This window comes from Knoellia altitudinis (assembly GCF_042666355.1).
Classification (GTDB): domain Bacteria; phylum Actinomycetota; class Actinomycetes; order Actinomycetales; family Dermatophilaceae; genus Knoellia; species Knoellia altitudinis.
Window position 1 is genome coordinate 941,011 of sequence record NZ_JBHTDK010000001.1, and the last position, 19,501, is coordinate 960,511.

General features: G+C 71.3%; 13 protein-coding genes. 4 read left to right on the top strand and 9 right to left on the bottom strand.

Annotated elements, in window-relative coordinates:
- Positions 1 to 25: 25 nt before the first annotated feature.
- Genes ACFQW8_RS04450 through ACFQW8_RS04460 form a run of 3 tightly spaced genes read right to left on the bottom strand, consistent with a single transcriptional unit; the run spans position 26 to position 5,609 of the window.
- On the bottom strand, positions 26 to 1,357 hold the full coding sequence (locus tag ACFQW8_RS04450) for a M1 family metallopeptidase (protein ID WP_380085754.1): 1,332 nt from the start codon (positions 1,355 to 1,357) through the stop codon (positions 26 to 28).
- The gene (locus tag ACFQW8_RS04455) at positions 1,354 to 5,253 is read right to left on the bottom strand and encodes a Pls/PosA family non-ribosomal peptide synthetase (RefSeq protein WP_380085755.1); all 3,900 of its coding nucleotides are present in this window, start codon (positions 5,251 to 5,253) and stop codon (positions 1,354 to 1,356) included. The genes ACFQW8_RS04450 and ACFQW8_RS04455 overlap by 4 nt, the downstream gene beginning before the upstream one ends.
- Positions 5,250 to 5,609: an NADH-quinone oxidoreductase subunit A gene (locus ACFQW8_RS04460; protein ID WP_380085756.1), complete on the bottom strand. Its 360-nt coding sequence runs from the start codon at positions 5,607 to 5,609 to the stop codon at positions 5,250 to 5,252. The genes ACFQW8_RS04455 and ACFQW8_RS04460 overlap by 4 nt, the downstream gene beginning before the upstream one ends.
- A gap of 259 nt (positions 5,610 to 5,868) precedes the next feature.
- On the opposite strand from ACFQW8_RS04460, the gene ACFQW8_RS04465 reads away from it, so the two are divergent.
- Genes ACFQW8_RS04465 through rarD form a run of 3 tightly spaced genes read left to right on the top strand, consistent with a single transcriptional unit; the run spans position 5,869 to position 9,798 of the window.
- A complete protein-coding gene (locus ACFQW8_RS04465) occupies positions 5,869 to 7,737 on the top strand; it encodes a 2-oxoacid:acceptor oxidoreductase subunit alpha (RefSeq protein ID WP_380085757.1) in 1,869 nt (622 codons plus the stop codon).
- Positions 7,734 to 8,837: a 2-oxoacid:ferredoxin oxidoreductase subunit beta gene (locus tag ACFQW8_RS04470; RefSeq protein ID WP_380085758.1), complete on the top strand. Its 1,104-nt coding sequence runs from the start codon at positions 7,734 to 7,736 to the stop codon at positions 8,835 to 8,837. The genes ACFQW8_RS04465 and ACFQW8_RS04470 overlap by 4 nt, the downstream gene beginning before the upstream one ends.
- Positions 8,838 to 8,841: 4 nt before the next feature.
- Positions 8,842 to 9,798, top strand: coding sequence for an EamA family transporter RarD (gene rarD, locus ACFQW8_RS04475; protein WP_380085759.1), 957 nt, complete (start codon positions 8,842 to 8,844; stop codon positions 9,796 to 9,798).
- 120 nt (positions 9,799 to 9,918) lie between these two features.
- Here the strand turns inward: rarD and ACFQW8_RS04480 are convergent, their stop codons facing one another.
- The 3 genes from ACFQW8_RS04480 to ACFQW8_RS04490 form a co-directional block, all read right to left on the bottom strand.
- A complete protein-coding gene (locus tag ACFQW8_RS04480; protein WP_380085760.1) occupies positions 9,919 to 10,785 on the bottom strand; it encodes a hypothetical protein in 867 nt (288 codons plus the stop codon).
- Between the two features lie 230 nt (positions 10,786 to 11,015).
- On the bottom strand, positions 11,016 to 12,314 hold the full coding sequence (locus ACFQW8_RS04485; protein WP_380085761.1) for a D-arabinono-1,4-lactone oxidase: 1,299 nt from the start codon (positions 12,312 to 12,314) through the stop codon (positions 11,016 to 11,018).
- A complete protein-coding gene (locus ACFQW8_RS04490; RefSeq protein WP_380085762.1) occupies positions 12,311 to 13,480 on the bottom strand; it encodes an amino acid deaminase/aldolase in 1,170 nt (389 codons plus the stop codon). Before ACFQW8_RS04490 ends, ACFQW8_RS04485 begins: the two co-directional genes overlap by 4 nt.
- 113 nt (positions 13,481 to 13,593) lie before the next feature.
- Between ACFQW8_RS04490 and ACFQW8_RS04495 the strand changes: the two genes are divergently transcribed.
- Entirely contained in the window at positions 13,594 to 14,268 is a 675-nt protein-coding gene (locus ACFQW8_RS04495) for a hemerythrin domain-containing protein (protein ID WP_380085763.1), read from the top strand.
- An 8-nt stretch (positions 14,269 to 14,276) separates the two neighbouring features.
- Here ACFQW8_RS04495 and ACFQW8_RS04500 read toward each other — a convergent pair whose 3' ends face one another.
- From ACFQW8_RS04500 to ACFQW8_RS04510, 3 genes are all read right to left on the bottom strand, one after another.
- Complete coding sequence (locus tag ACFQW8_RS04500; RefSeq protein ID WP_380085764.1) at positions 14,277 to 17,609, bottom strand: BTAD domain-containing putative transcriptional regulator; 3,333 nt, start codon at positions 17,607 to 17,609, stop codon at positions 14,277 to 14,279.
- A gap of 76 nt (positions 17,610 to 17,685) precedes the next feature.
- Positions 17,686 to 18,351, bottom strand: a complete 666-nt coding sequence (locus ACFQW8_RS04505) for a hypothetical protein (protein ID WP_380085765.1) — start codon at positions 18,349 to 18,351, stop codon at positions 17,686 to 17,688.
- Between the two features lie 124 nt (positions 18,352 to 18,475).
- Positions 18,476 to 19,468, bottom strand: coding sequence for a GlxA family transcriptional regulator (locus ACFQW8_RS04510; protein WP_380085766.1), 993 nt, complete (start codon positions 19,466 to 19,468; stop codon positions 18,476 to 18,478).
- Positions 19,469 to 19,501: the final 33 nt, after the last annotated feature.

Consider the following 19,501-nt stretch of genomic DNA (forward strand, 5'->3'; position numbering starts at 1 on the left):
CTGGTCGGCGCTCACGAGCCCCACCCTAGGTCAGCAGTCGAGCGGCCGGGAGCGGTGGCAGAGGCTTGGCGCGCAGCCAGGCATCGAAGAGGCCCGTCAGCTGCCGACCGGCTGCTCGGTCGCACAGTGCCTCGAACTGCGTCGTGGTGACGACACCACCTCGGTGCCCGGCCACCCAGTCGCGCAGGATCCCGAAGAAGACCTCGTCCCCGACCTCGGCCCGCAGCGCATGCAGGGTGAGGGCACCGCGTTTGTAGACGCGGTCGTCGAACATGTCGACAGCACCCGGTGCGCCGACGACGATGTCCTGGGGTGAGGTCGCGAGCAGGGCGTGGTGGCGAGCCGCCTGCTCCTGCGTCGTGGCGATGCCTGCGGCCTCGGACCACAACCACTCCGCGTAGCAGGCGAAGCCTTCGTGCAGCCAGATGTCGCTCCACTGCGCGGCGGTGACGGCGTTGCCGAACCACTGGTGCGACAGCTCGTGCGCGATGAGGCGCTGGGCATACCAGGAGCCAGCGCAGTGGTTGGAGCCGAACGTCGACACGGCCTGCGACTCGAGCGGGATCTCGAGCACGTCGTCGGTGACGACGACGGCATACTCGGCGAACGGGTAGGGACCGAAGAGCTCGGCGAAGGTGGACACCATCCGCGTCTGGTCGGCGAACGCCTGCGCGACCGCGGCCCGCAGCCGCGGTGGATGGTGGAGTCGAACCGGCACAGGGGCGCCCGGCAGGTCGGTGCTCTCGTAGCGCCCGATCTGGACCGTCGCGAGGTAGGGCGCCATCGGCTCGTCCATCACGTAGGTCCAGCGGGTGGCCCGCCCCTCCTTGCGTTGCTCCGCAAGGTGACCGTTGGCGACGACGGTGTATGCCGTGTCGGTCGTGACGCTGATCCGGTAGGTCGCCTTGTCTGCGGCTCGGTCGTTGCACGGGAACCAGGACGGAGCACCGTGCGGCTGCGCCGCGACGATGACGCCGTCGGCGAGCTCCTCCCAGCCGGCACGCCCGTCGGGACCGGGCATCGTCCGGGGGGTCCCGGCATACGTCACCGTCAGGGACAGCACGGTGCCGGCGGGCACGGCCTGCTCGAACCGGAGTGCGAGGCGCGATGAGCGGTGCGACCAGCGGCGCAGGGCCGCGCCCTCGACGTCGACGCGCGTCACCTTGAGGGCGTGGAGGTCGAGCCCGATGCTCGGGGTGGCGACGGCGAGGGTGACGGTGAGCCGGGCCCGAGCCGTGAGGTGGTTGCCCGCAACCTTGTAGGCCAGGTCGAGCTCGTAGTGGTCGACCCCGTAGGCCGGGTCGCCGTGGCCGGGCACGTAGGGGTCGACGACATCGCTCGTCGTGTCCGTGCTCACTCGTCCACCCATGGTCCGACAGGGTTGCCGATCCACCGCGTCCGATCGGGGACCGACTCGCCCCGCATGACGAGAGAGACCGGTCCGACGGTGGCGTGGCGGCCGATCCGGGCCGCGGGCAGGATGACCGAGTTGGGGCCGAGGGTGCCGCCGCGCTTCACCGTGACGGTGTCCATCGAGAGCACCCGGTCGTGGAAGAGGTGGGTCTGGACGACGGTGCCGCCATTGATCGAGGCGCCGTCGTCGAGCCGGACGAGGTCAGCCTCGGGCAACCAGTAGGTCTCGCACCAGACGCCGTCGCCGATCCGGGCACCCATGGACCGCAGCCACAGGTTGAGCGCGAGGGTCCCCGTGGCGGCACGGGCGAACCATGGTGCGGCGAGGACCTCGACGAAGGTGTCGGCGAGCTCGTTGCGCCAGACGAAGGAGGACCAGAGCGGGTGGTCGCCCGGGCGCAGACGACCCACGAGCAGCCACTTGGCAGCGGTGGCACTTCCGGCTGCGAGCACGCCAGCGGCCAGCAGCACGAGACCGCTGAGGAGCACGGCCCAGATGATGCCGTGTGCGAGCAGGACCTCGATCGCGGCGACGACGAGGATGACGAGCGCGACGTGGATCCAGACCGGCACGGCACGGAGGGCCTCGACGACAGCGCGCCCCACGCGCAGCCCGGGCGGTGGCGTGTGGGTGCGACTAGGCTCGGCGTCGGACCCTTCGCGACGCAGGGGTCGAGGTGGGGAGCCCAGCCACGAGGTGCCTGCCTTGGCCTTCTTGCGACGCGGTGCCGCGGACAGGACTGCCACGAGTCCCTGCTTGGGGACCTTGCGACCGGGGGCGGCCATGCCGGAGTTCCCGACGAAGGCGTGCTTGCCGATGCGGACGTGCTCGACGCGCAGCCACCCTGCGCCGAGCTCATAGCCGGCAACCATCGTGTCGTCGGCGAGGAAGGCCCCGGCACCGACCCGGGTGAACTTCGGGATGAGGAGGACGGTGGATGCCTCGACATCGGGTCCGATGTCGGCACCGAGGCCGCGCAGCCAGGTCGGCGTGAGGCTGCTCGAGTAGAGCGGGAAGAGCCAGGTGCGTGCGTCGTCGAGGATGCGCAGCGTCGACCACGCCTGCCAGGCCTGGCGCCCGTGGACCGGATGCGCTCCGGCGCGGAGGCCGATCGACAGCAGGCGGACGAGAGCCAGGACCATCACGGCGAGCGCGACGAACCCGATCGTGGCAGCGAGCGGGCTCCAGAGGAGCGCGGTGGCGACGGCCTCGGACACGGACCGCGTGTCACGGAGCGCGGGAACGGCCACCAACGCGCCGGTGGCGACGGCCACGATCGGGAGGAGCGAGATGAGGACGGCCGACGCGGCATAGGCGACCAGCCAGATCGGGCGGTTGGTCGCGGGATGGTCGTGCCATGGTCCGCGCGCCGTGCCGGAGGGCTCCGCCGGCGCGCCCGACCAGGACTCGTTGGCGGGGACCGTGCCGAAGACCGCTGAGCCAGGGGCGATCTCGGCGCGCTCCCCGACGTCAGCCCCGGGCAGGAGCGAGCTGCGGGCACCGACCCGGGCCCCGGCACGGACCCGGATGGGCCCGACGATGAACTTCGCTCCGTCGATCCAGTGGCCACGCAGGTCGACCTCGGGTTCGATCGAGGCGCCCTCACCCAGCTCGAGCATCCCGGTGACGGGCGGCACAGAGTGCAGGTCGACGTCGTCGGCAACCTTGGCACCGAGCGCCCGCGCAAGGATCTTGACCAACGGGGCGCCCGAGAGGTTGGTCGCGCCGAGCTCGTCGACGAGGCGCTCGGCAAGCCAGACGCGCAGGTGCACCTCCCCGCCTCGGGGGTACTCCCCCGGCTCGAGGCGGCGCAGCAGGAGTCGAGCGCCCGTTGCCGCCAACACCATTCGCCCGACCGGCGAGATGAGCAGGAGCCAGCCGAGGACCAGCCACCACCAGTGAACGCTCGGCAGCCAGGTGAGGTCGAGGACCGATCGGGCGACGGCGTTGCCCAGACCGATCCAGATGAGCCAGCGCAGACCCGCGATGCTGCGCAGGCCGATGGACGCGAGGATCTGCGCCAGCTGCGTCTTGCCGGGGACCGGCGGGACGTCGCGGTTGAGCCGCCCGGTCGGTGTCTCCATCTCGTCCAGGGCGAGGGCGAGGGAGGCAAGGCTCGAGTGCTCGTAGATGTCGGCGACGGTCACCTCGGGGAAGCGCGCACGCAGTCGGCTCACGAGCTGCGCGGCGCTGAGCGAGCCACCACCGACATCGAAGAAGTCCTCGTCGGGAGTCGTCGGGGGGCCGCCCAGGATGCTGGCCCACAGTCCCGCGACCCAGCCCGCGGTGTCGCCCACACCACCGGGAACGTCACCGATGGACAGAGGCGTCTGCGCCAGCGGCCAGGGAAGCGCGTCCCGGTCGATCTTGCCCGAGGTGCGCGTCGGCAGGGTGTCGACGACAGCGAGGCGGGGCACGAGCGCGGCTGGCATCGACTGACGCAGCGACTCGGTCGTCGCCTTCTGGTCGAAGTCGCCGTCGACGGTGACGTAGCCGATGAGCAGCGTGTTGCCGGCCTCGCTCCTGCGGACGACGGCTGCCGCGCCACTCACACCCGGCAGCCTGAGCAGGGCACTGTCGATCTCGCCGAGCTCGATGCGGCGTCCACCGACCTTGACCTGGTCGTCGGCACGACCGAGGAACACCAGACCCTCGGGGTCGTGGCGCACGAGGTCACCCGAGCGGTAGGCGCGGTCCCAGCCCAGGGCGGGCATCGCGGCATACGCCGCCTTGTCCTTGTCCTCGTCGAGGTAGCGGGCCAGGCCGACGCCGCCGATGATGAGCTCGCCGGTCTCGCCCTCGGCCACGGGCTGGCCGTTCTCATCGACGACAGCCAGGTCCCACCCGGCCAGGGGGAGGCCGATGCGCACCGGCGGTTCGCCGGTCAGCTGGGCTCCGCAGGCGACGACCGTGGCCTCGGTGGGCCCGTACGTGTTCCACACCTCGCGGCTCCCGTTGGCCAGGCGGGCACCGATCTCGGGCGGGCAGGCCTCGCCACCGAGGATGAGGAGGCGCACGTCCGCGAGGGTCTCGGTCGGCCAGAGGGCGACGAGCGTCGGCACGGTCGACACGACGGTGATCCGGTTGGCCGTGAGCCACGGGCCGAGCTCGACGCCGGAGCGGACGAGCGACCGCGGCGCCGGGACGAGGCACGCGCCGTAGCGCCAGGCGAGCCACATCTCCTCACAGCTCGCGTCGAACGCGACCGAGAGCCCGGCCATGACGCGGTCTCCGGGGCCGATTGGCTTGTCCTGCAAGAACATTCGCGACTCGGCATCGACGAAGGCCGCTGCGTTGCGGTGCGTGACAGCAACACCCTTGGGTTTGCCGGTCGACCCGGAGGTGAAGATGACCCAGGCGTCGTCGTCGGTCGTCGGGTCCTCCCGAGGCGACGTCTCATCCGCGGCGTATGCCGGGTCGTCCCCTGCTGTCGTCGAGTCACCGTCCGTCGACCCGCCGACGGCGCGCACGACGAGGTCCGTGGTGATGATCGCTGCGACATCGGCCTCACCGAAGACGACACGCGCCCGCTCGTCCGGGTCGTCGTGGTCGACGGGCACGTAGGCCGCACCCCCGACGAGGATGCCGGCGATGGCGACGTAGAGGTCGAGGGTGCCCGACGGGATGCGGATGCCGACCCGGTCACCGCGCTCGACACCAGCCGCACGCAGGGCCTCGGCGACGTCCTCGGCAGCCTCGGCGAGCTCGCCGTAGGTCAGCACACTCGTGCCGTTGTCGACGGCGGGCGCGTCCGGGTCGGCCTCGATGGTGGCGCGCAGGATGTCGACGAGGGTGCGCGGGCTGGGGGCCTCGCTCCCTCGCAGCAACGGGGAGCTCACGTCCAGCGCAACAGTCCGCGACGGGCGGCATGGAGCAGCCCGATGACGATGATGCCGATGAAGATCGCGATCTCGACGAGCGACGCGGCTCCGAGCTCGGTGTCACGCAGGACGTAGGCCCACGGGAAGAGGTAGACCGCGTCGACGGCGAAGACGACGTAGAGGAAGGCGTAGGAGAGGTAGCGCACCTGGCTCTGGGCCCACCCGGCGCCGACGGGGTCGACACCGGACTCGTAGGTCGACAGCTTGGTCGTCGAGGGCGCGCGTGGCGCGAGGAGGGTTCGAGCGCCCATCGCGGCGATCACGAGCAGCAGACCGGTCGCCAAGACGGCGGCTGCGGCCACGTATCCGGTCATGCGTCCCAGCGTAGCGAGGCGCGTGCGTGGTCCTCGCCGGACTGCTGCCCGGCGAGATGAACATTGCTGGTGGGCGCCGCGAGATGGGCGGCGGTCGAACGGTCTCGGACCGGAAGCGCGGGGAGAGCAGCACCTACGACGGCATCCGGTCGATGTTGTTGGACACCTCCATAGCCTTGCCTTACCCCGGTCGTACGATGGAGGTACACGTCGGGTCACGACGAAACGTCCCGACTGACGTCTCTCGAGTCAGGTGTTCATGTCCAGCAAGACCGTCCAGAAGCTCGATCGCGTCGTCATCCGCTTCGCTGGGGACTCCGGCGACGGGATGCAGCTCACCGGGGACCGGTTCACCTCCGAGACGGCCTCGATGGGCAACGACCTCTCGACCCTGCCCAACTTCCCCGCCGAGATCCGCGCGCCCCAGGGGACCCTGCCCGGTGTGTCGAGCTTCCAGCTCCACTTCGCCGACCACGAGGTCCTCACGCCCGGTGACGCCCCGGACGTCCTGGTGGCCATGAACCCGGCCGCCCTCATGGCCAACCTCGGTGACGTGCCCCGTGGGGCGACGATCATCATCAACACCGACGAGTTCTCCAAGCGCGCCCTCGCCAAGGTGGGCTACGCCGAGAACCCCCTCGAAGACGGATCGCTCGAGTCCTTCCACGTCCACGCCGTGCCGCTCACCTCGATCACGGTCGATGCGCTGGCGAGGTTCGAGGGCCTGACCCGCAAGGAGAAGGAGCGCGCCAAGAACATGTTCGCGCTCGGCCTCCTCTCGTGGATGTACACCCGGCCCACGACCGGCACCGAGGCGTTCCTGACGAAGAAGTTCGGCGCCCACCCGGAGATCCTCGAGGCCAACCTCACGGCGCTGAAGGCCGGCTGGAACTACGGGGAGACGACCGAGGACTTCGCGTCGAGCTACGAGATCGCTCCGGCCGTGATGCCCCCGGGGACCTATCGCAACATCACGGGCAACACGGCGCTGGCCCACGGCCTCGTGGCGGCCGCCCACCAGGCGAAGCTGCCGCTCGTGCTCGGGTCCTACCCGATCACCCCGGCCTCCGACATCCTGCACGCGCTGTCGTCACTCAAGCGCCACGACATCACGACGATGCAGGCCGAGGACGAGATCGCCGGCATCGGCATCGCGCTCGGCGCGAGCTTCGGTGGCGCGATCGGCGTGACGACGACCTCCGGTCCGGGCGTCGCGCTGAAGTCCGAGATGATCGGCCTCGCCGTCTCGCTCGAGCTGCCGCTGATCATCGTCGACGTCCAGCGCGGCGGGCCCTCGACCGGCCTGCCGACCAAGACCGAGCAGTCCGACCTGCTCCAGGCGATGTTCGGCCGCAACGGTGAGTCGCCCGTGCCGATCATCGCGCCGTCGACCCCGGCCGACTGCTTCGACGCAGCCTTCGAAGCGGTCCGGATCGCCACGGCATACCGCACTCCCGTCTTCCTCCTCAGTGACGGCTACCTCGCCAACGGGTCCGAGCCGTGGTCGGTCCCCGAGGTCGCGGACCTGCCCGACCTGTCGGTCGAGTTCGCCAGCGCGCCCAACGGTGTCGACGTCAAGGGCGAGCCGGTCTTCCACCCGTTCCTGCGCGACCCCGAGACGCTCGCGCGTCCGTGGGCGGTCCCCGGCACGCCGGGTCTCGAGCACCGCATCGGCGGCATCGAGAAGGCCGACATCACCGGCAACATCTCCTACGACCCCGACAACCACGACAAGATGACGCGCCTGCGCGCCGCGAAGGTGGCGGGCATCGCCGGCATCCCCGACGTGGTCGTCGAGGACCCGGCGGGTGACGCAAAGCTGCTCATCCTCGGGTGGGGCTCGACGCAGGGCCCGATCGCGGCCGCTGTCAGGGCTGTCCGCAACGCCGGTCACTCCGTCGCCTCCGCGCACCTGCGCAACCTCAACCCGTTCCCCGCCAACCTCGGCGAGGTCCTGCGGTCCTACGACCGCGTCGTCGTCCCCGAGATGAACCTCGGCCAGCTGTCGATGCTGCTGCGGGCCGAGTTCCTCGTCGACGTCCGCCCCCACACGTCGGTGCGCGGCCTGCCGTTCTCCACGGTCGACCTCGCCGACGTCATCCTCACCCACCTGGAGGAGGTCACGTGACCACCACCGAGCACATCCACAGCGACGCAGCCGCACGCCCCAGCGGGCTGGCCGGCATACCCCTGCTCGCTCCTGACGCTGCGAAGCAGACCAAGCGCGAGTTCACGTCCGACCAGGAGGTGCGCTGGTGCCCGGGTTGCGGTGACTACGCGATCCTCGCGGCGGTGCAGTCGTTCCTGCCCGAGCTGGGACTCAAGCGCGAGAACATCACGTTCGTCTCCGGCATCGGGTGCTCCAGCCGCTTCCCGTACTACCTCGACACCTACGGCATGCACTCGATCCACGGTCGTGCGCCAGCGATCGCGACCGGTCTCGCGACGTCGCGTCCGGACCAGAACGTGTGGGTGGTGACCGGTGACGGTGACGCGCTGTCGATCGGTGGCAACCACCTCATCCACGCGCTGCGCCGCAACGTCAACCTGACCATCCTGCTGTTCAACAACGAGATCTACGGGCTGACCAAGGGCCAGTACTCCCCCACCTCGCGGGTCGGCCAGGTCACGAAGTCCACGCCCATGGGGTCGGTCGACCAGCCGTTCAACCCCGTGTCGTTGGCCCTCGGGGCGGAGGCGACGTTCGTCGCGCGCACGACCGACACCGACCGCAAGCACCTCACGGGGATCCTGCGCGCCGCCGCCGAGCACCGCGGCACCTCGCTCGTCGAGATCTACCAGAACTGCCCGATCTTCAACGACGGCGCCTTCGACCTCATCAAGGACCGCACCCAGCAGGAGGCACGCCTCGTGCACCTGCTCGACGGCGAGCCGGTGCAGGTCGGGCCGCAGGACGACCGCAAGACCTTGGTGCGTATGCCGGGTGGTCGCCTGGAGTTCGTCGACGCGGCGTCCGCGGTGGGCGCGGACGTGGTCGTGCACGACGCCGGGGCCGAGGACCCGAGCCAGGCGTTCGCCCTCTCGCGGCTCGACTCCCCCGAGATGACGCACGTGCCGATGGGCATCTTCCGCTCGGTCTCACGTCCGACCTATGACGACGGTGTGCGGGCGCAGGTGCGGGCCGCCATCGACACCGCGGGTGGTCCTGCGACCGATGACGACCTGGGCGCACTGCTGAGGGGTCGCGACACCTGGACCGTGGCGTGACTGCATGAGCCCACCCCTCGCGGGTGATGCTGGTGAGCTGAGGCGAGGCACCGCGTATGCCTTTGCTGCCTACGGCATCTGGGGACTCTTCCCGCTCTACTTCCACGCGCTGGAGCCGTCCGGCGCGTTCGAGATCCTCGCGCATCGCATCCTGTGGACCTTGCTGTTCTGCGTGGTCGTGCTCGTCGTGCGCCGCGACTTCGGGTGGGTGGCCTCGGTCGTGCACCGCCCCAGGCTGCTGGGTGGGCTGACACTCGCCGCACTGCTCATCGCGGTGAACTGGGTCGTCTATGTCCTCGCCGTCATCACCGGCCGCACGTATGCCGCTGCCCTCGGCTACTTCCTCAACCCGATCGTCACGGTGGGCCTGGGTGTCTTCGTGCTCAAGGAGCGGCTGCGCCCGTTGCAGTGGGCGGCCGTGTCCGTCGGCGCGGTGGCGGCGGTCTACCTCACCGTGGCCGGGGGCGAGTTCCCCTGGATCGCGGTGACGCTGGCGTTCTCGTTCGCCTTCTACGGGCTGGTCAAGAAGAAGGTCGGGGCGACGCTCGACGCGATGCACTCCCTGACGGTCGAGACGCTGGTGCTGGCACCGGTCGCCGTCGGGGTCCTGGTCTGGCTGGCCGCTCAGGGGTCGACGACCTTCGGCTCCGAGGGGCCGTGGCACACCGGGTTGCTCGTCGCAGCCGGCGTCGTCACCGCGATCCCGCTCCTGCTCTTCGCTGCTGCCGCCCGTCGGATCCCGCTGGTGACGATCGGGCTCATCCAGTTCCTCACGCCGATGTTGCAGCTGATCTGCAGCGTGCTCCTGCTGGGCGAGCACGTGACCGGCGCCCTCTGGGTCGGCTTCGCGATCGTATGGCTCGCCCTGCTGCTCCTCACGGTCGACTCCCTGCGTCAGGGCCGCACCAACCGCCGCGCCCGTCGCGACGCGGCCGGGCCCGACCCCGAACCCTGCCCCTGACCCCAACTTGCCCACGCAGACCGTGGGACCCGCCGCCTGAAGTGGGTTTCTCTCACTTCGCCTGATCGCCGCCCCCGAGCGAGGTGAGAGCTTGGTGTCAGGACGAGCGATCCGGCGTGTTCAGGCAGCCGCGCGGATGGCGCTGCGGACCTTGGCCGCCACCACCCCGGGCCTCTCGAGGTCTGCCCAGATGATGCGAACGACCGTGTATCCCAGTCGGCGGAGACGATCCTCGCGCTTCTTCTCCGCCCACAGGACCTCCGGGTCGCCATCCTCGAACTTCACCCTGCCGTCGAACTCGACGACGACGTTCGCTCCGTCCACGAGGAAGTCGACCCTCCCCACCAAGTTGCCGAAGGCGTCGCGGATCTCCACCTGCGGTGTGACTCGTATGCCGGCCAGCTCCAGGGCGATGCCGCACCGGGACTCCCCCACGGACTCGCGCAGACCACACATGAGCGCTGCCATCGAGCGTGCCTTGTGGGCGTCCGGCCAGTTCTCGACGCCGGCAACGGCCACCGCGAGGGCCTCAGTGGTGACCACCCCATGGTGCAGCGCATGGTCCGCGCTCACGACGCCTTGCTCCGTGCCGTAGTCCATGGCCAGCTGCACCAGGGCGTCGGCCGGCGATGCCGCAGGGCCCCAAGGCGTGTCCACCGCCTTCCCCCGCGTTGGACGCACCCGCAGTCCGCGGACTCCGGTGGAACGACTGATGGGCCTCAGCACCTGGGGCCTGCTCAGGTCACAGCCCCAGACCGCGACATCATGGGCCAGCACCGCGGTCACGCTGGCAAACATCAGATCGGGATAGATGAGCCGCGACCCCACGGCGAGATGCCGGTGCCACCTCATCGGTGACGTGGCGTCGACGACCTGCGCCACGGCATACAGGGACCGCATGGGATGCAGCGCGACGCCATCGGCGACGGCGCGCGCCAAGGAGGACTTGTCCATGCCCGTGCGGTGCGCCTGGGCTGTCGTGAACATGCCGTCCTGCCCGGCGGCAAGGGTGACGAGAAGCGGCTCGAGGGATTGTCATGCTCCCGACTGTGGCCGAGGCCGAGTGCCGCCGCTGGGCGCTCCACGCCGTCTGTGGACAGACGCGCGCCGAGCCTCTCCCTGTGGACAACGTGGGCCGGGCATCACGTTCTCACTTCGCTTGATCGCGGCGACCAGGCGAAGTGAGAGAAACCCACCTCAGGCGGGAAGGTTGGGGCTCAGGGGCCGAGGAGGTGGGTGAGGTGGTCGTTGGTGAAGCGACGGTCGGGGTCGACGCGGTCGCGGACCCGGAGCGCATCACCGAACCTCGGGTAGAGCCGGGCGAGCTCCTCGGCACCGAGGGTGTGCAGCTTGCCCCAGTGCGGTCGCCCGTCGTGCTCCCGCACGATGGCCTCGAACGCCACGAACACTCCCCCGTCGTCCATCCGGTGGTACTGGTGCACCGCGACATAGGCGTTCTCCCGCTCGTATGCCGTCGACAGCCAGACGTCGTCGGCTCCCGTCGAGCGGACCTCCACCGGGAACGGCAGGGACACGTCGTGGCTGTCGATCCACGCCCGGAGTGCCCCCACGACGACGGGCAGGGCAGCCCGCGGAACGGCATACTCGCTCTCGCGGAACCGCACGTCGCGCGAGGTGCAGAAGACCTTCCACGACGTGTCCGTGTACTCCTTGGCGCCGAGCACCCGGGCACTCACCTGGTTGAGCCGCGGGACGATGCCCGGTCGTGCGGCCGCAAGACGGTTGAGCGCGCCGAACGCCCTGTTGCTGAGGAGGTCCTCGTCCAGCCGCTCACGCCACGCCGGCTGGGGGCGGCCGGGGTCTGCGTCGTCGACTCGTGAGTTGCGCTTCAGGAGAACCCGGTCCGTGTGCGGGAACCAGTGGAAGTCCACATGGTCGAACTCGTGCACGAGCTGCTCGTAGCCGTCGATGACCTCGTCGAGCCGGCCCGGTGTCTCGAGGGCTCGCAGCCGGAAGGCGGGCACGCACTGGAGCTCAACCTCGGTGACGACCCCGAAGGCCCCGAGACCGACCCTCGCCGCCTGGAAGAGCTCGGAGTCGTGTGCGCCGTCAACCGAGACGACGGACCCGTCGGCCAGCACGAGCGTCAGTCCCGTGACCGCCGCAGCGATGCCCTGGTGGCGGATCCCGGTGCCGTGGGTGCCCGTGGCGATGGCTCCGGCGATGCTCTGCCGGTCGATGTCACCGAGGTTGGGCAGGGCCAGGCCGAGCGCCTCGAGCACCGGGTTGAGGGCGTGGAGCGGAGTCCCGCCAGCGACCCTGACCCGCGAGAGGCCGCGGTCGACCTCGAGGATGCCGGACAGGTGGGTGAGCCGAAGCAGCGTGCCCTCGGTCGCGCAGAGCGGGGTGAACGAGTGACCCGCGCCGACGACCCGGACCCGCTCTCCCCGGTCGGCAGCCTGCTTGACGACGTCGGGGACCTCGTCGACCGAGCGCGGTTCGAGGACGCGAGCCGGTGCCGCGGTGACGTTGCCGGCCCAGTTGCTCCAGGTCATCCGAAGTTCTGCCCCTCACCCCGATAGCTCGGGACCGTCTCGACGAGCCGTCCCTGCCGGACGAGGTGCACGTGGTCGAAGCGCTCGAGCAGCTCGCCGGCCTTTGCTCCACGCATCCACACGCGGTCGCCGATCGCGAGCCGGTCGGCGGCCCGTCCTCGCAACGGAGTCTGCACCTCGCCGGCCGCCTCCGAGCGGATGAGCGAGAGGGCTCGCCCCACCGGTGTCGGGACCCGCGTCCAGCCCGGCTCCCCGCTGGCGACATAACCGCCTCCGTATGCCGTGACGATCCCCTTCGCGGGGCGGCGCACGACGGGGAGGGCGTAGGTCATCGCCGGCCGGGGCGTGAAGTCGTCGTAGGCGTCGAAGAGGGTGGGGGCGTAGAGGCCGGAGCCGGCGGCGAGCTCGGTGAGGCTGTCGGCGGCTGCCAGTCGGTCGAGGCTGCCCGTGCCGCCCCCGTTGACGAAGTCGAGCTCGGTGAGCGCGCGCACGGCGTCGACGACTGGACCACGTCGCTGCGCCAGGTCCGCCAGCGAGCGCTTCTTGAGGGCCCTGAGGTGCGGCCCGCGGTCGGGAAGTCCGGCCACCTGGGCGTCGTAGAACATGACACCAGCCACTCGCAGCCCGGCCTCGAGGGCGGCCCGGGTCACGGCCAGCGCTTCGGCGGGTGTGCGCAACGGCGAGCGACGCACGCCGAGGTGGAGCCGGCCGATGCGCAGGGAGCAGTCGACGTCGAGGGCGACGCGGACGCCACTGTCCGGCCCGAGCACCTCGGTGAGGAAGCGCACCTGCTCGACGCTGTCGACCGCGAGGCAGATCTCGTCGCGCAGGTGCTCGTCCGCGGCCACGGTCTCGAGCCACTCCCGGTCGACGCTGGGGTAGGCGACGAAGACGTCGGTGAACCCGTGGCGCACGAGCCACACGGCCTCGGGCACGGCATACGCCATCACCCCGGCGAAGCCGGGACGGTCCAGGACCCGACGGAGCAACGACCGGCACCGCACCGACTTGCTCGCGACCCGGATGGGACGCCCGGCCGCGCGACGCACGAGGTCGTCGGCGTTGGCATCGAAGGCGCCGAGGTCCACGGTCACGAGCGGCGCGGGGAGCCCTGCCGTCGCCGCCTCGAGCGCCTCGACGTCGACCTGCGGTCGGCCCCTGCTCATGGTGTTGTCCTCCCTCTGTGCGCCCGACGCGGGTTGCGTGCAAGACGACTGCAACCGCGGTGCAGTGCCGGCGCCGGACAGTGGGACCACCCACTCAACGAGAGGACGTCCCGATGACCACCACCGACCAGCCACGGCTCACCGACACGAGCGTCATGGTCCTGCTGCACACCCTCCCACGGCGCGAGTTCCGCCTCGCCCCCGGCGTCGTCCGCCGGGTCGCCGACGGGGAGCGCCACCGCGTGGCGGAGGTGGACCAGCACCTCACCCTCCTCACGACCTTCCTGCACCACCACCACGGCGTCGAGGACGACGTGCTGTGGCCGCTCCTCCTCGACCGGGTCAGCGACGAGCTTGCCCCCGTCATCACCCTCATGGAGAGCCAGCACGAACGCCTCGACGCGCTTCTGGGCGAGCTCGGCCCCGCGCAGGCGTCGTGGCGCGAGTCGGCGTCCGCCAAGGACCGTGAGCGGCTCGCGACGATCCTCGACGAGCTCTACGTGCACCTCATCGAGCACCTCGACGCCGAGGAGCAGCGTCTGCTGCCGATCGCGGCCCGCACCGTGAGCCAGGCCGAGTGGGACGACATGGGACACGAGGCGCAGCGCCGAGCGCCGCGGCGTGGCCGCACCCTCGTGCTCGGGATGTTCGCCCACGACGGCGACCCGGCCGTGCTGCGCACCATGCTGCGCGACGCGCCCCCGCCGGTGCGCGCCGTGCTGCTGAGGTCGGCGCGCCGTGCCTTCCGCCGGCACTCGCGACGCATCCACGGCACGGAGACGCCCTGACGCTCCGGTCACGGCACGACCAGGCCCGGGGACTCCGCGGCGAGCGCCTCCTCGACCCGTCGCGCCCACACCCCGAAGCCGAACCGCTCGTATGCCGCGTGCGCCGCTTCCAGGTACGCGCGCCCTGCGAGGGGGTCACCGTCGAGGTGGACGAGCCTGCCGAGGACGTCGTCGACCACGCCCTCGAAGACTCCGGTGACGCCGAACGACGCCAGCCGACCGGCATACGGTTCGAGGTCGGTGCGGAGCTCGTGCACCGCCGCGGCATCTCCCAGTGCGAGCCAGAGCCAGGCCCTGGTCGTCGCCGCGCTGATCCACATGTAGTCCCGCGACAGCGCCGGCTGCTCCCCCCAGCGGCCGGCGCGCTCGCGGGCCTCGTCGACCCTGCCCGCCCGGACGAGGGCGAGCAGGTGGACGTCCCGGAAGAGGGTGGGAACGGCCTGGGCGAGTGGGCGGATGGCCTCCTCGACCAGGTCCGGGTGTCCGCGCTGCCGGGCGAGCCAGGCGCGGTGCGCCAGCCCGACTCCCACGCCGGGTGCGGGGAGCGACTCTTCCATCTCCTCGTTGACCATCATCACCGGCTCCGCCGAGGCAAGGTCGCCGGCGGCGAGGAGGAACCAGGCCGCAGCCCACCGACAGATGAACAGCTCCTGGACGGCGTGCCGCCGGGTCGCGAGCTCCGTGGCCCGGGCCAGGTCCGAACGCGCCTCGTCGACGAGGCCGAGGTCCACGCGCAGTCCCAGGCGTGAGGTCAGCAGGCGTGTCAGTGCCGTCTCGTCGCCGGCGGCCGCTGCGAGCTGCACGGCCTCGTCGAGGACGGCCGCCCGGCGAGCTGCCTGGTCCGGGGCGACGAGAGCGAGGGCGGCGAGCGACAGTGTCTCTAGCCTGTCCTCACGTGACGTCGAGAGCACTCGCGCCTGCGCGAGCACGGTCTCGACCAGGTCGGGCGCGGCGGGGTCGACCGTCGGGCGGCTGGGCAGGTGCATCTGCTCGACCTCGAGCGCGAGGACGGTCCGGGACCGCAGCACGGAGGGCGAGGTGCCGAGGGCGCCCAGCACCTCGCGCCAGAGGCGGATGCCGTCCTCGTCGACCTCCCCGAGCTGACGCCACCCCCACGGCGCGTTCTCGTTGGCGCGCAGGAGGATCTCTGCCGCCCCCTCGGGGTCGCCTCGCTGGAGCCGGACGCGAGCCGCCGAGGCCAGCGGCGGCCAGACCTCACGCGCGCGTCCCAGCCAGGCCAGCGCACGGGCGGTCGCGAGCCGCACGGGCTCACGCTCCTCGTCGGTCACCAGGGCGTCGAGGTCCTGGAGCGACGCGGCGACCTCGAGCCAGCGCAGTGCCTCGGCGTGTGCGGAGTCCTTGGTCGCCCGCTTCGCGCTGCGCCAGGCAAAGCCCCACCCCGCCCGTGCCCGACCGAGGCCGGCCAACCGGTAGTGCTCGGCCAGCTCGGCGCCGCGCTCGTCCCAGTGACCGGCATACCGGCGCTCCAGCACCCCTGCGACGGAGGCATGGAGCCGCGCCCTCGCGGGCGCCGGGACGGTCTCGTAGACCGCGTCCCGCACGACGGCGTGGACGAACCGGAAGAGTCCGGGACCCTCGTCCTCGATGAGCCCCAGGACCAACGCCGCCTCGAGTGCCTCGTCGACGACGGCGTCGTCGCCGACGAGGTCGGGGTCCGCGAGGACCGAGCTCTCGAACGTGCGGCCCAGGACCGATGCCGTCGCCAGCGTCCGGGAGACGACGTCGTCGACCACCTTGAGTCGTTGCCGGACGACCTCGGCCACGCCACGGGGAACGCGTCGCCACGCCTCGTCGGTCGGGTCGCCGAGCGCGCCGACAGAGGCGAGGAGGCGCACGACCTCACGCACGAAGAACGGGTTGCCCTCGGTCCTGGCCGCGAGTGCCCGCGCCACGTCGTCGTCCACCTCGATGCCGACGGCCTCGCGGACGTAGGCACCGATCGACGGGGCGGAGAGACCGGTGAGGTCGACCCGTGCGCCACCGGTGCGCACGATCCGCTCGACCAGGTCGGCGACCCACGTGGGCGAGTGCCCGTCCAGCGGTCGGCTGGCGAGGACCAGCACGAGGGGCAGCCGGTCGAGGGTCGCGACCACGCGCCGTGCCAGCCGGCAGCTGTCCGGGTCGGCCCAGTGGACGTCATCGAGGACGAGGAGCACCGGCGGTCCGTCCGCAACTGCTTCCGCCAGCGCGTCGGCGGCCTGCAGACTCGCCGACGCCGCGTCACGCACCTCGTCGTCCGTCCCCGACACGAGGTCGAGCCCGAGGGCCTCCTCGACCGCGCGCGCCCACGGCGCCAGCGCCCCGACCGGGTCGGGGTCCCAGCCCGCGGCACCCACCCTGAAGCCTCGGCCCCGGGCGCGCTCGGCGACCTCACGCGCGAACCTGCTCTTGCCGATGCCGGCGTCGCCGACGACCTGGAGGACGACGCCACGCCCGGACTCGGCGCAGGACAGGGCCGCATCCGCCGTCACGAGGTCGGACTCGCGACCTACGAAGCCACGGGCGGTGCCGGGTGGCGGCTCCGGCGGCCCGGGCACCGGGGTCGAGCGCCGGTCCTGCGTCGGCAGGATGAGCAGCCCGGGATCCTGCCTGAGGACAGAGCCTTCGAGAAGCTGCAGCTCCGGGCCCGGATCGATGCCGAGCTCCTCGTCGAGATGGGCTCGTGCCCGGCGCAACGTGCTGAGCGCGTCACCCTGGCGCGCGCAGCGATACTGCGCCAGTGCGAGCAGCGCCCAGAACCGCTCACGCAACGGGTGGATGCGCACGAGCTGCTCGAGCTCACCGACGGCCAGGGCCGGGTCACCCGTCCTCAGCCGCATGTCCCACAGGCTCTCGAGGGCCGTGAGGCGCAGTTCCTCGAGCCTGGTGGCCTCGGCAAGGAGCGAGGGTGCAGTCAGTCCGGCGTACGCCTCACCGGACCACTGCTCGAGCGCCGTCTCGAGCAGCCTCGTCGCCGCTTCGGCGTCGGAGTCGGACAGCTCGCGCGCGGAACGGATCTGCTGGGCCACCCGTCGGGCATCCACCTCGTCGTCCGTCAGGGCGAGCGAGTAGCCACCGGGATGCGTCCGGAGGCGGTCGGCGCCGCCCGGTGAGCCGCCCAGCGCCTTGCGCAGGCGTGCGACGTAGCTCTGCAGGGAGGCCTCGACCCGGTCAGGTGGCTCCTCTCCCCAGACCTCGTCGACGAGCTGCGCCACCTGGACGGGGCGTCCCCCCGCCGCGACGAGCACACCGACGAGAGTGCGCGGCTTCGCCCCTCCCAGGGCCGCGGGCGACCCGTCGTCGAGCATGACCTCGAGGTGGCCGAGGACGGTGACGCGCATGTAGCCACACTAGGGAGCAGCAAGGGCCCGGGTCGGTGAATCCACCGACTCCGGACCCTCGCTGACACGGCTCCCCTCAGACGTGCACCGGCACCTTGGCCACACCGTCCTCAACGACCCGCGCCCGACCGGCGCCGAGCAGGCCGCTGCCGATCGCCCACAGGGCCATGCCCATCCCGCCGATGGCGAACATCGGGCTGAGTTCGGCGTCGGGGAGCAGGAGGGTCGCAGGGACGGAGAGGCCGTGCATGACCCCGGCCACCACGGCCAGCAGCGGTGGGATGCGACGCACCCCGCTCAGGGTACGGACGAGCCGTACGCCCAGCGCCGCCAGCGCGCCACCCGCGAGGGGGTACAGGACGACGGAGAGTCCCACGTGGGTGAAGGCGACCGGCGCCGCGTCACCATGGGCGAGGGCGTGGGCGTCGACGGACGCCGCGAGGTGGAACACCGTCTCGACGGCATACAGGCTCATCGCGACGGCCGCGACGGTCAGGGCCCGACGGGCCTCGGCCCACACACCTGTCGCCCGGGCCAGCCACAGGCCGGCGACGAGGGCGAAGGTGCCGAACATGATGAGGGCGTGGCCGGGAACCCAGTTCTCATGGGCGGTCATCGTGGCCAGCTCCTGTCGGAGCGGGTCGGTGGATTCGGCGTCGGGGTGCAGCCGCCCGCCGAGGGCGATGAGAACCCCCGCCAGGACGAGGGCGAGTCGCCAACCGTGGGTGCGCAGCGTGGTCATGGTTCGTTCCTTCCGGTGTCGGTCCGAAGGCCCCATGGCTTCCGGTCCCTCACACGGTGCCGACACCCCCTTGCAGCCTCCTTGACGCACACTGGCATCGAGCTCATGACGCCGGGGAGGGGCCTCAGGCGGTTCTGGGCTCGGTGGCGCCGCGGAAGGTGCGGCGGTAGGCCTGCGGTGAGACCCCCAGCGTGGCGGCACAGTGCTTGCGCAGCGAGGCACCCGTGCCCAGCCCGGCGCGCGTCGCGATGACGTCGACGGCGAGATCGGTGGTCTCGAGGAGATGCTGTGCCTGGCGCACCCGTTGCTGGGTGACCCAGGCCGCCGGAGTCAGCCCGGTCTCCTCACGGAACCGTCGGGCAAACGTGCGCTCGCTCATCCGGGCGCGCCGGGCCAGGGTGGGTACGGACAGGTCCGCGGCGAGGTGGGCCATCGCCCAGGCCCGGGTCGTCGAGGTCGACGCGTCATCCATGACCGGCACCGGCCGCTCGATGAACTGGGCCTGACCACCGTCGCGCCAGGGCGGGACGACGCAGTAGCGCGCAACGTCGTTGGCGACGGTGGCACCGTGGTCGCGCCGCAGGAGGTGCAGGCAGAGGTCGACCCCCGCGGAGAGGCCTGCGGCGGTGAGGACGTCGCCGTCGTCGACGAACAGCACGTCCTCGTTGAGGTCGACCTGCGGGTAGAGCGTGCGGAACCTCTCGGTGTGCTGCCAGTGGGTGGTGGCCGGTCGCCCGTCGAGCAGTCCGGCTGCCGCGAGGACATAGGCGCCGGTGCAGATCGAGACGATGCGCGCGCCCTTGCGGATGCGGCCCAGCGCGGCCCCCAGCTCGTCGGGCACGGTGCCGTCGAAGCGTGGCCCGGGGATCTGGGTGCCGGGGATGATGACGGTGTCTGCCTGCTCCAGGAGAGAGGAGTCACCCTGCGGCACAACGGCATACCCGTTGTGTGTCATGACGGCTCCACCGTCGAGGGATGCCATCTGGACGTCATAGAGCGGCTGGCCCTCGACGTCCTGTGCGGAGCCGAGCACGGCCCCCGGGATGGTCGCGTCGTAGCCGATGAGCGGCTCGAGCAGCAGGACGACGACCCGGTGCGGCAGGCGTGGAGTGGGCATGGCTGGATCTTTGCACATTGTGGCGTTTCTGCC

Coding starts and splice junctions, on each gene's coding strand:
- ACFQW8_RS04460 (WP_380085756.1), bottom strand. CDS start 5,609: ATGACCGGATACGTGGCCGCAGCCGCCGTCTTGGCGACCGGTCTGCTG.
- ACFQW8_RS04465 (WP_380085757.1), top strand. CDS start 5,869: ATGTCCAGCAAGACCGTCCAGAAGCTCGATCGCGTCGTCATCCGCTTC.
- rarD (WP_380085759.1), top strand. CDS start 8,842: ATGAGCCCACCCCTCGCGGGTGATGCTGGTGAGCTGAGGCGAGGCACC.
- ACFQW8_RS04480 (WP_380085760.1), bottom strand. CDS start 10,785: ATGTTCACGACAGCCCAGGCGCACCGCACGGGCATGGACAAGTCCTCC.
- ACFQW8_RS04485 (WP_380085761.1), bottom strand. CDS start 12,314: ATGACCTGGAGCAACTGGGCCGGCAACGTCACCGCGGCACCGGCTCGC.
- ACFQW8_RS04490 (WP_380085762.1), bottom strand. CDS start 13,480: ATGAGCAGGGGCCGACCGCAGGTCGACGTCGAGGCGCTCGAGGCGGCG.
- ACFQW8_RS04495 (WP_380085763.1), top strand. CDS start 13,594: ATGACCACCACCGACCAGCCACGGCTCACCGACACGAGCGTCATGGTC.
- ACFQW8_RS04500 (WP_380085764.1), bottom strand. CDS start 17,609: ATGCGCGTCACCGTCCTCGGCCACCTCGAGGTCATGCTCGACGACGGG.
- ACFQW8_RS04505 (WP_380085765.1), bottom strand. CDS start 18,351: ATGACCACGCTGCGCACCCACGGTTGGCGACTCGCCCTCGTCCTGGCG.
- ACFQW8_RS04510 (WP_380085766.1), bottom strand. CDS start 19,468: ATGCCCACTCCACGCCTGCCGCACCGGGTCGTCGTCCTGCTGCTCGAG.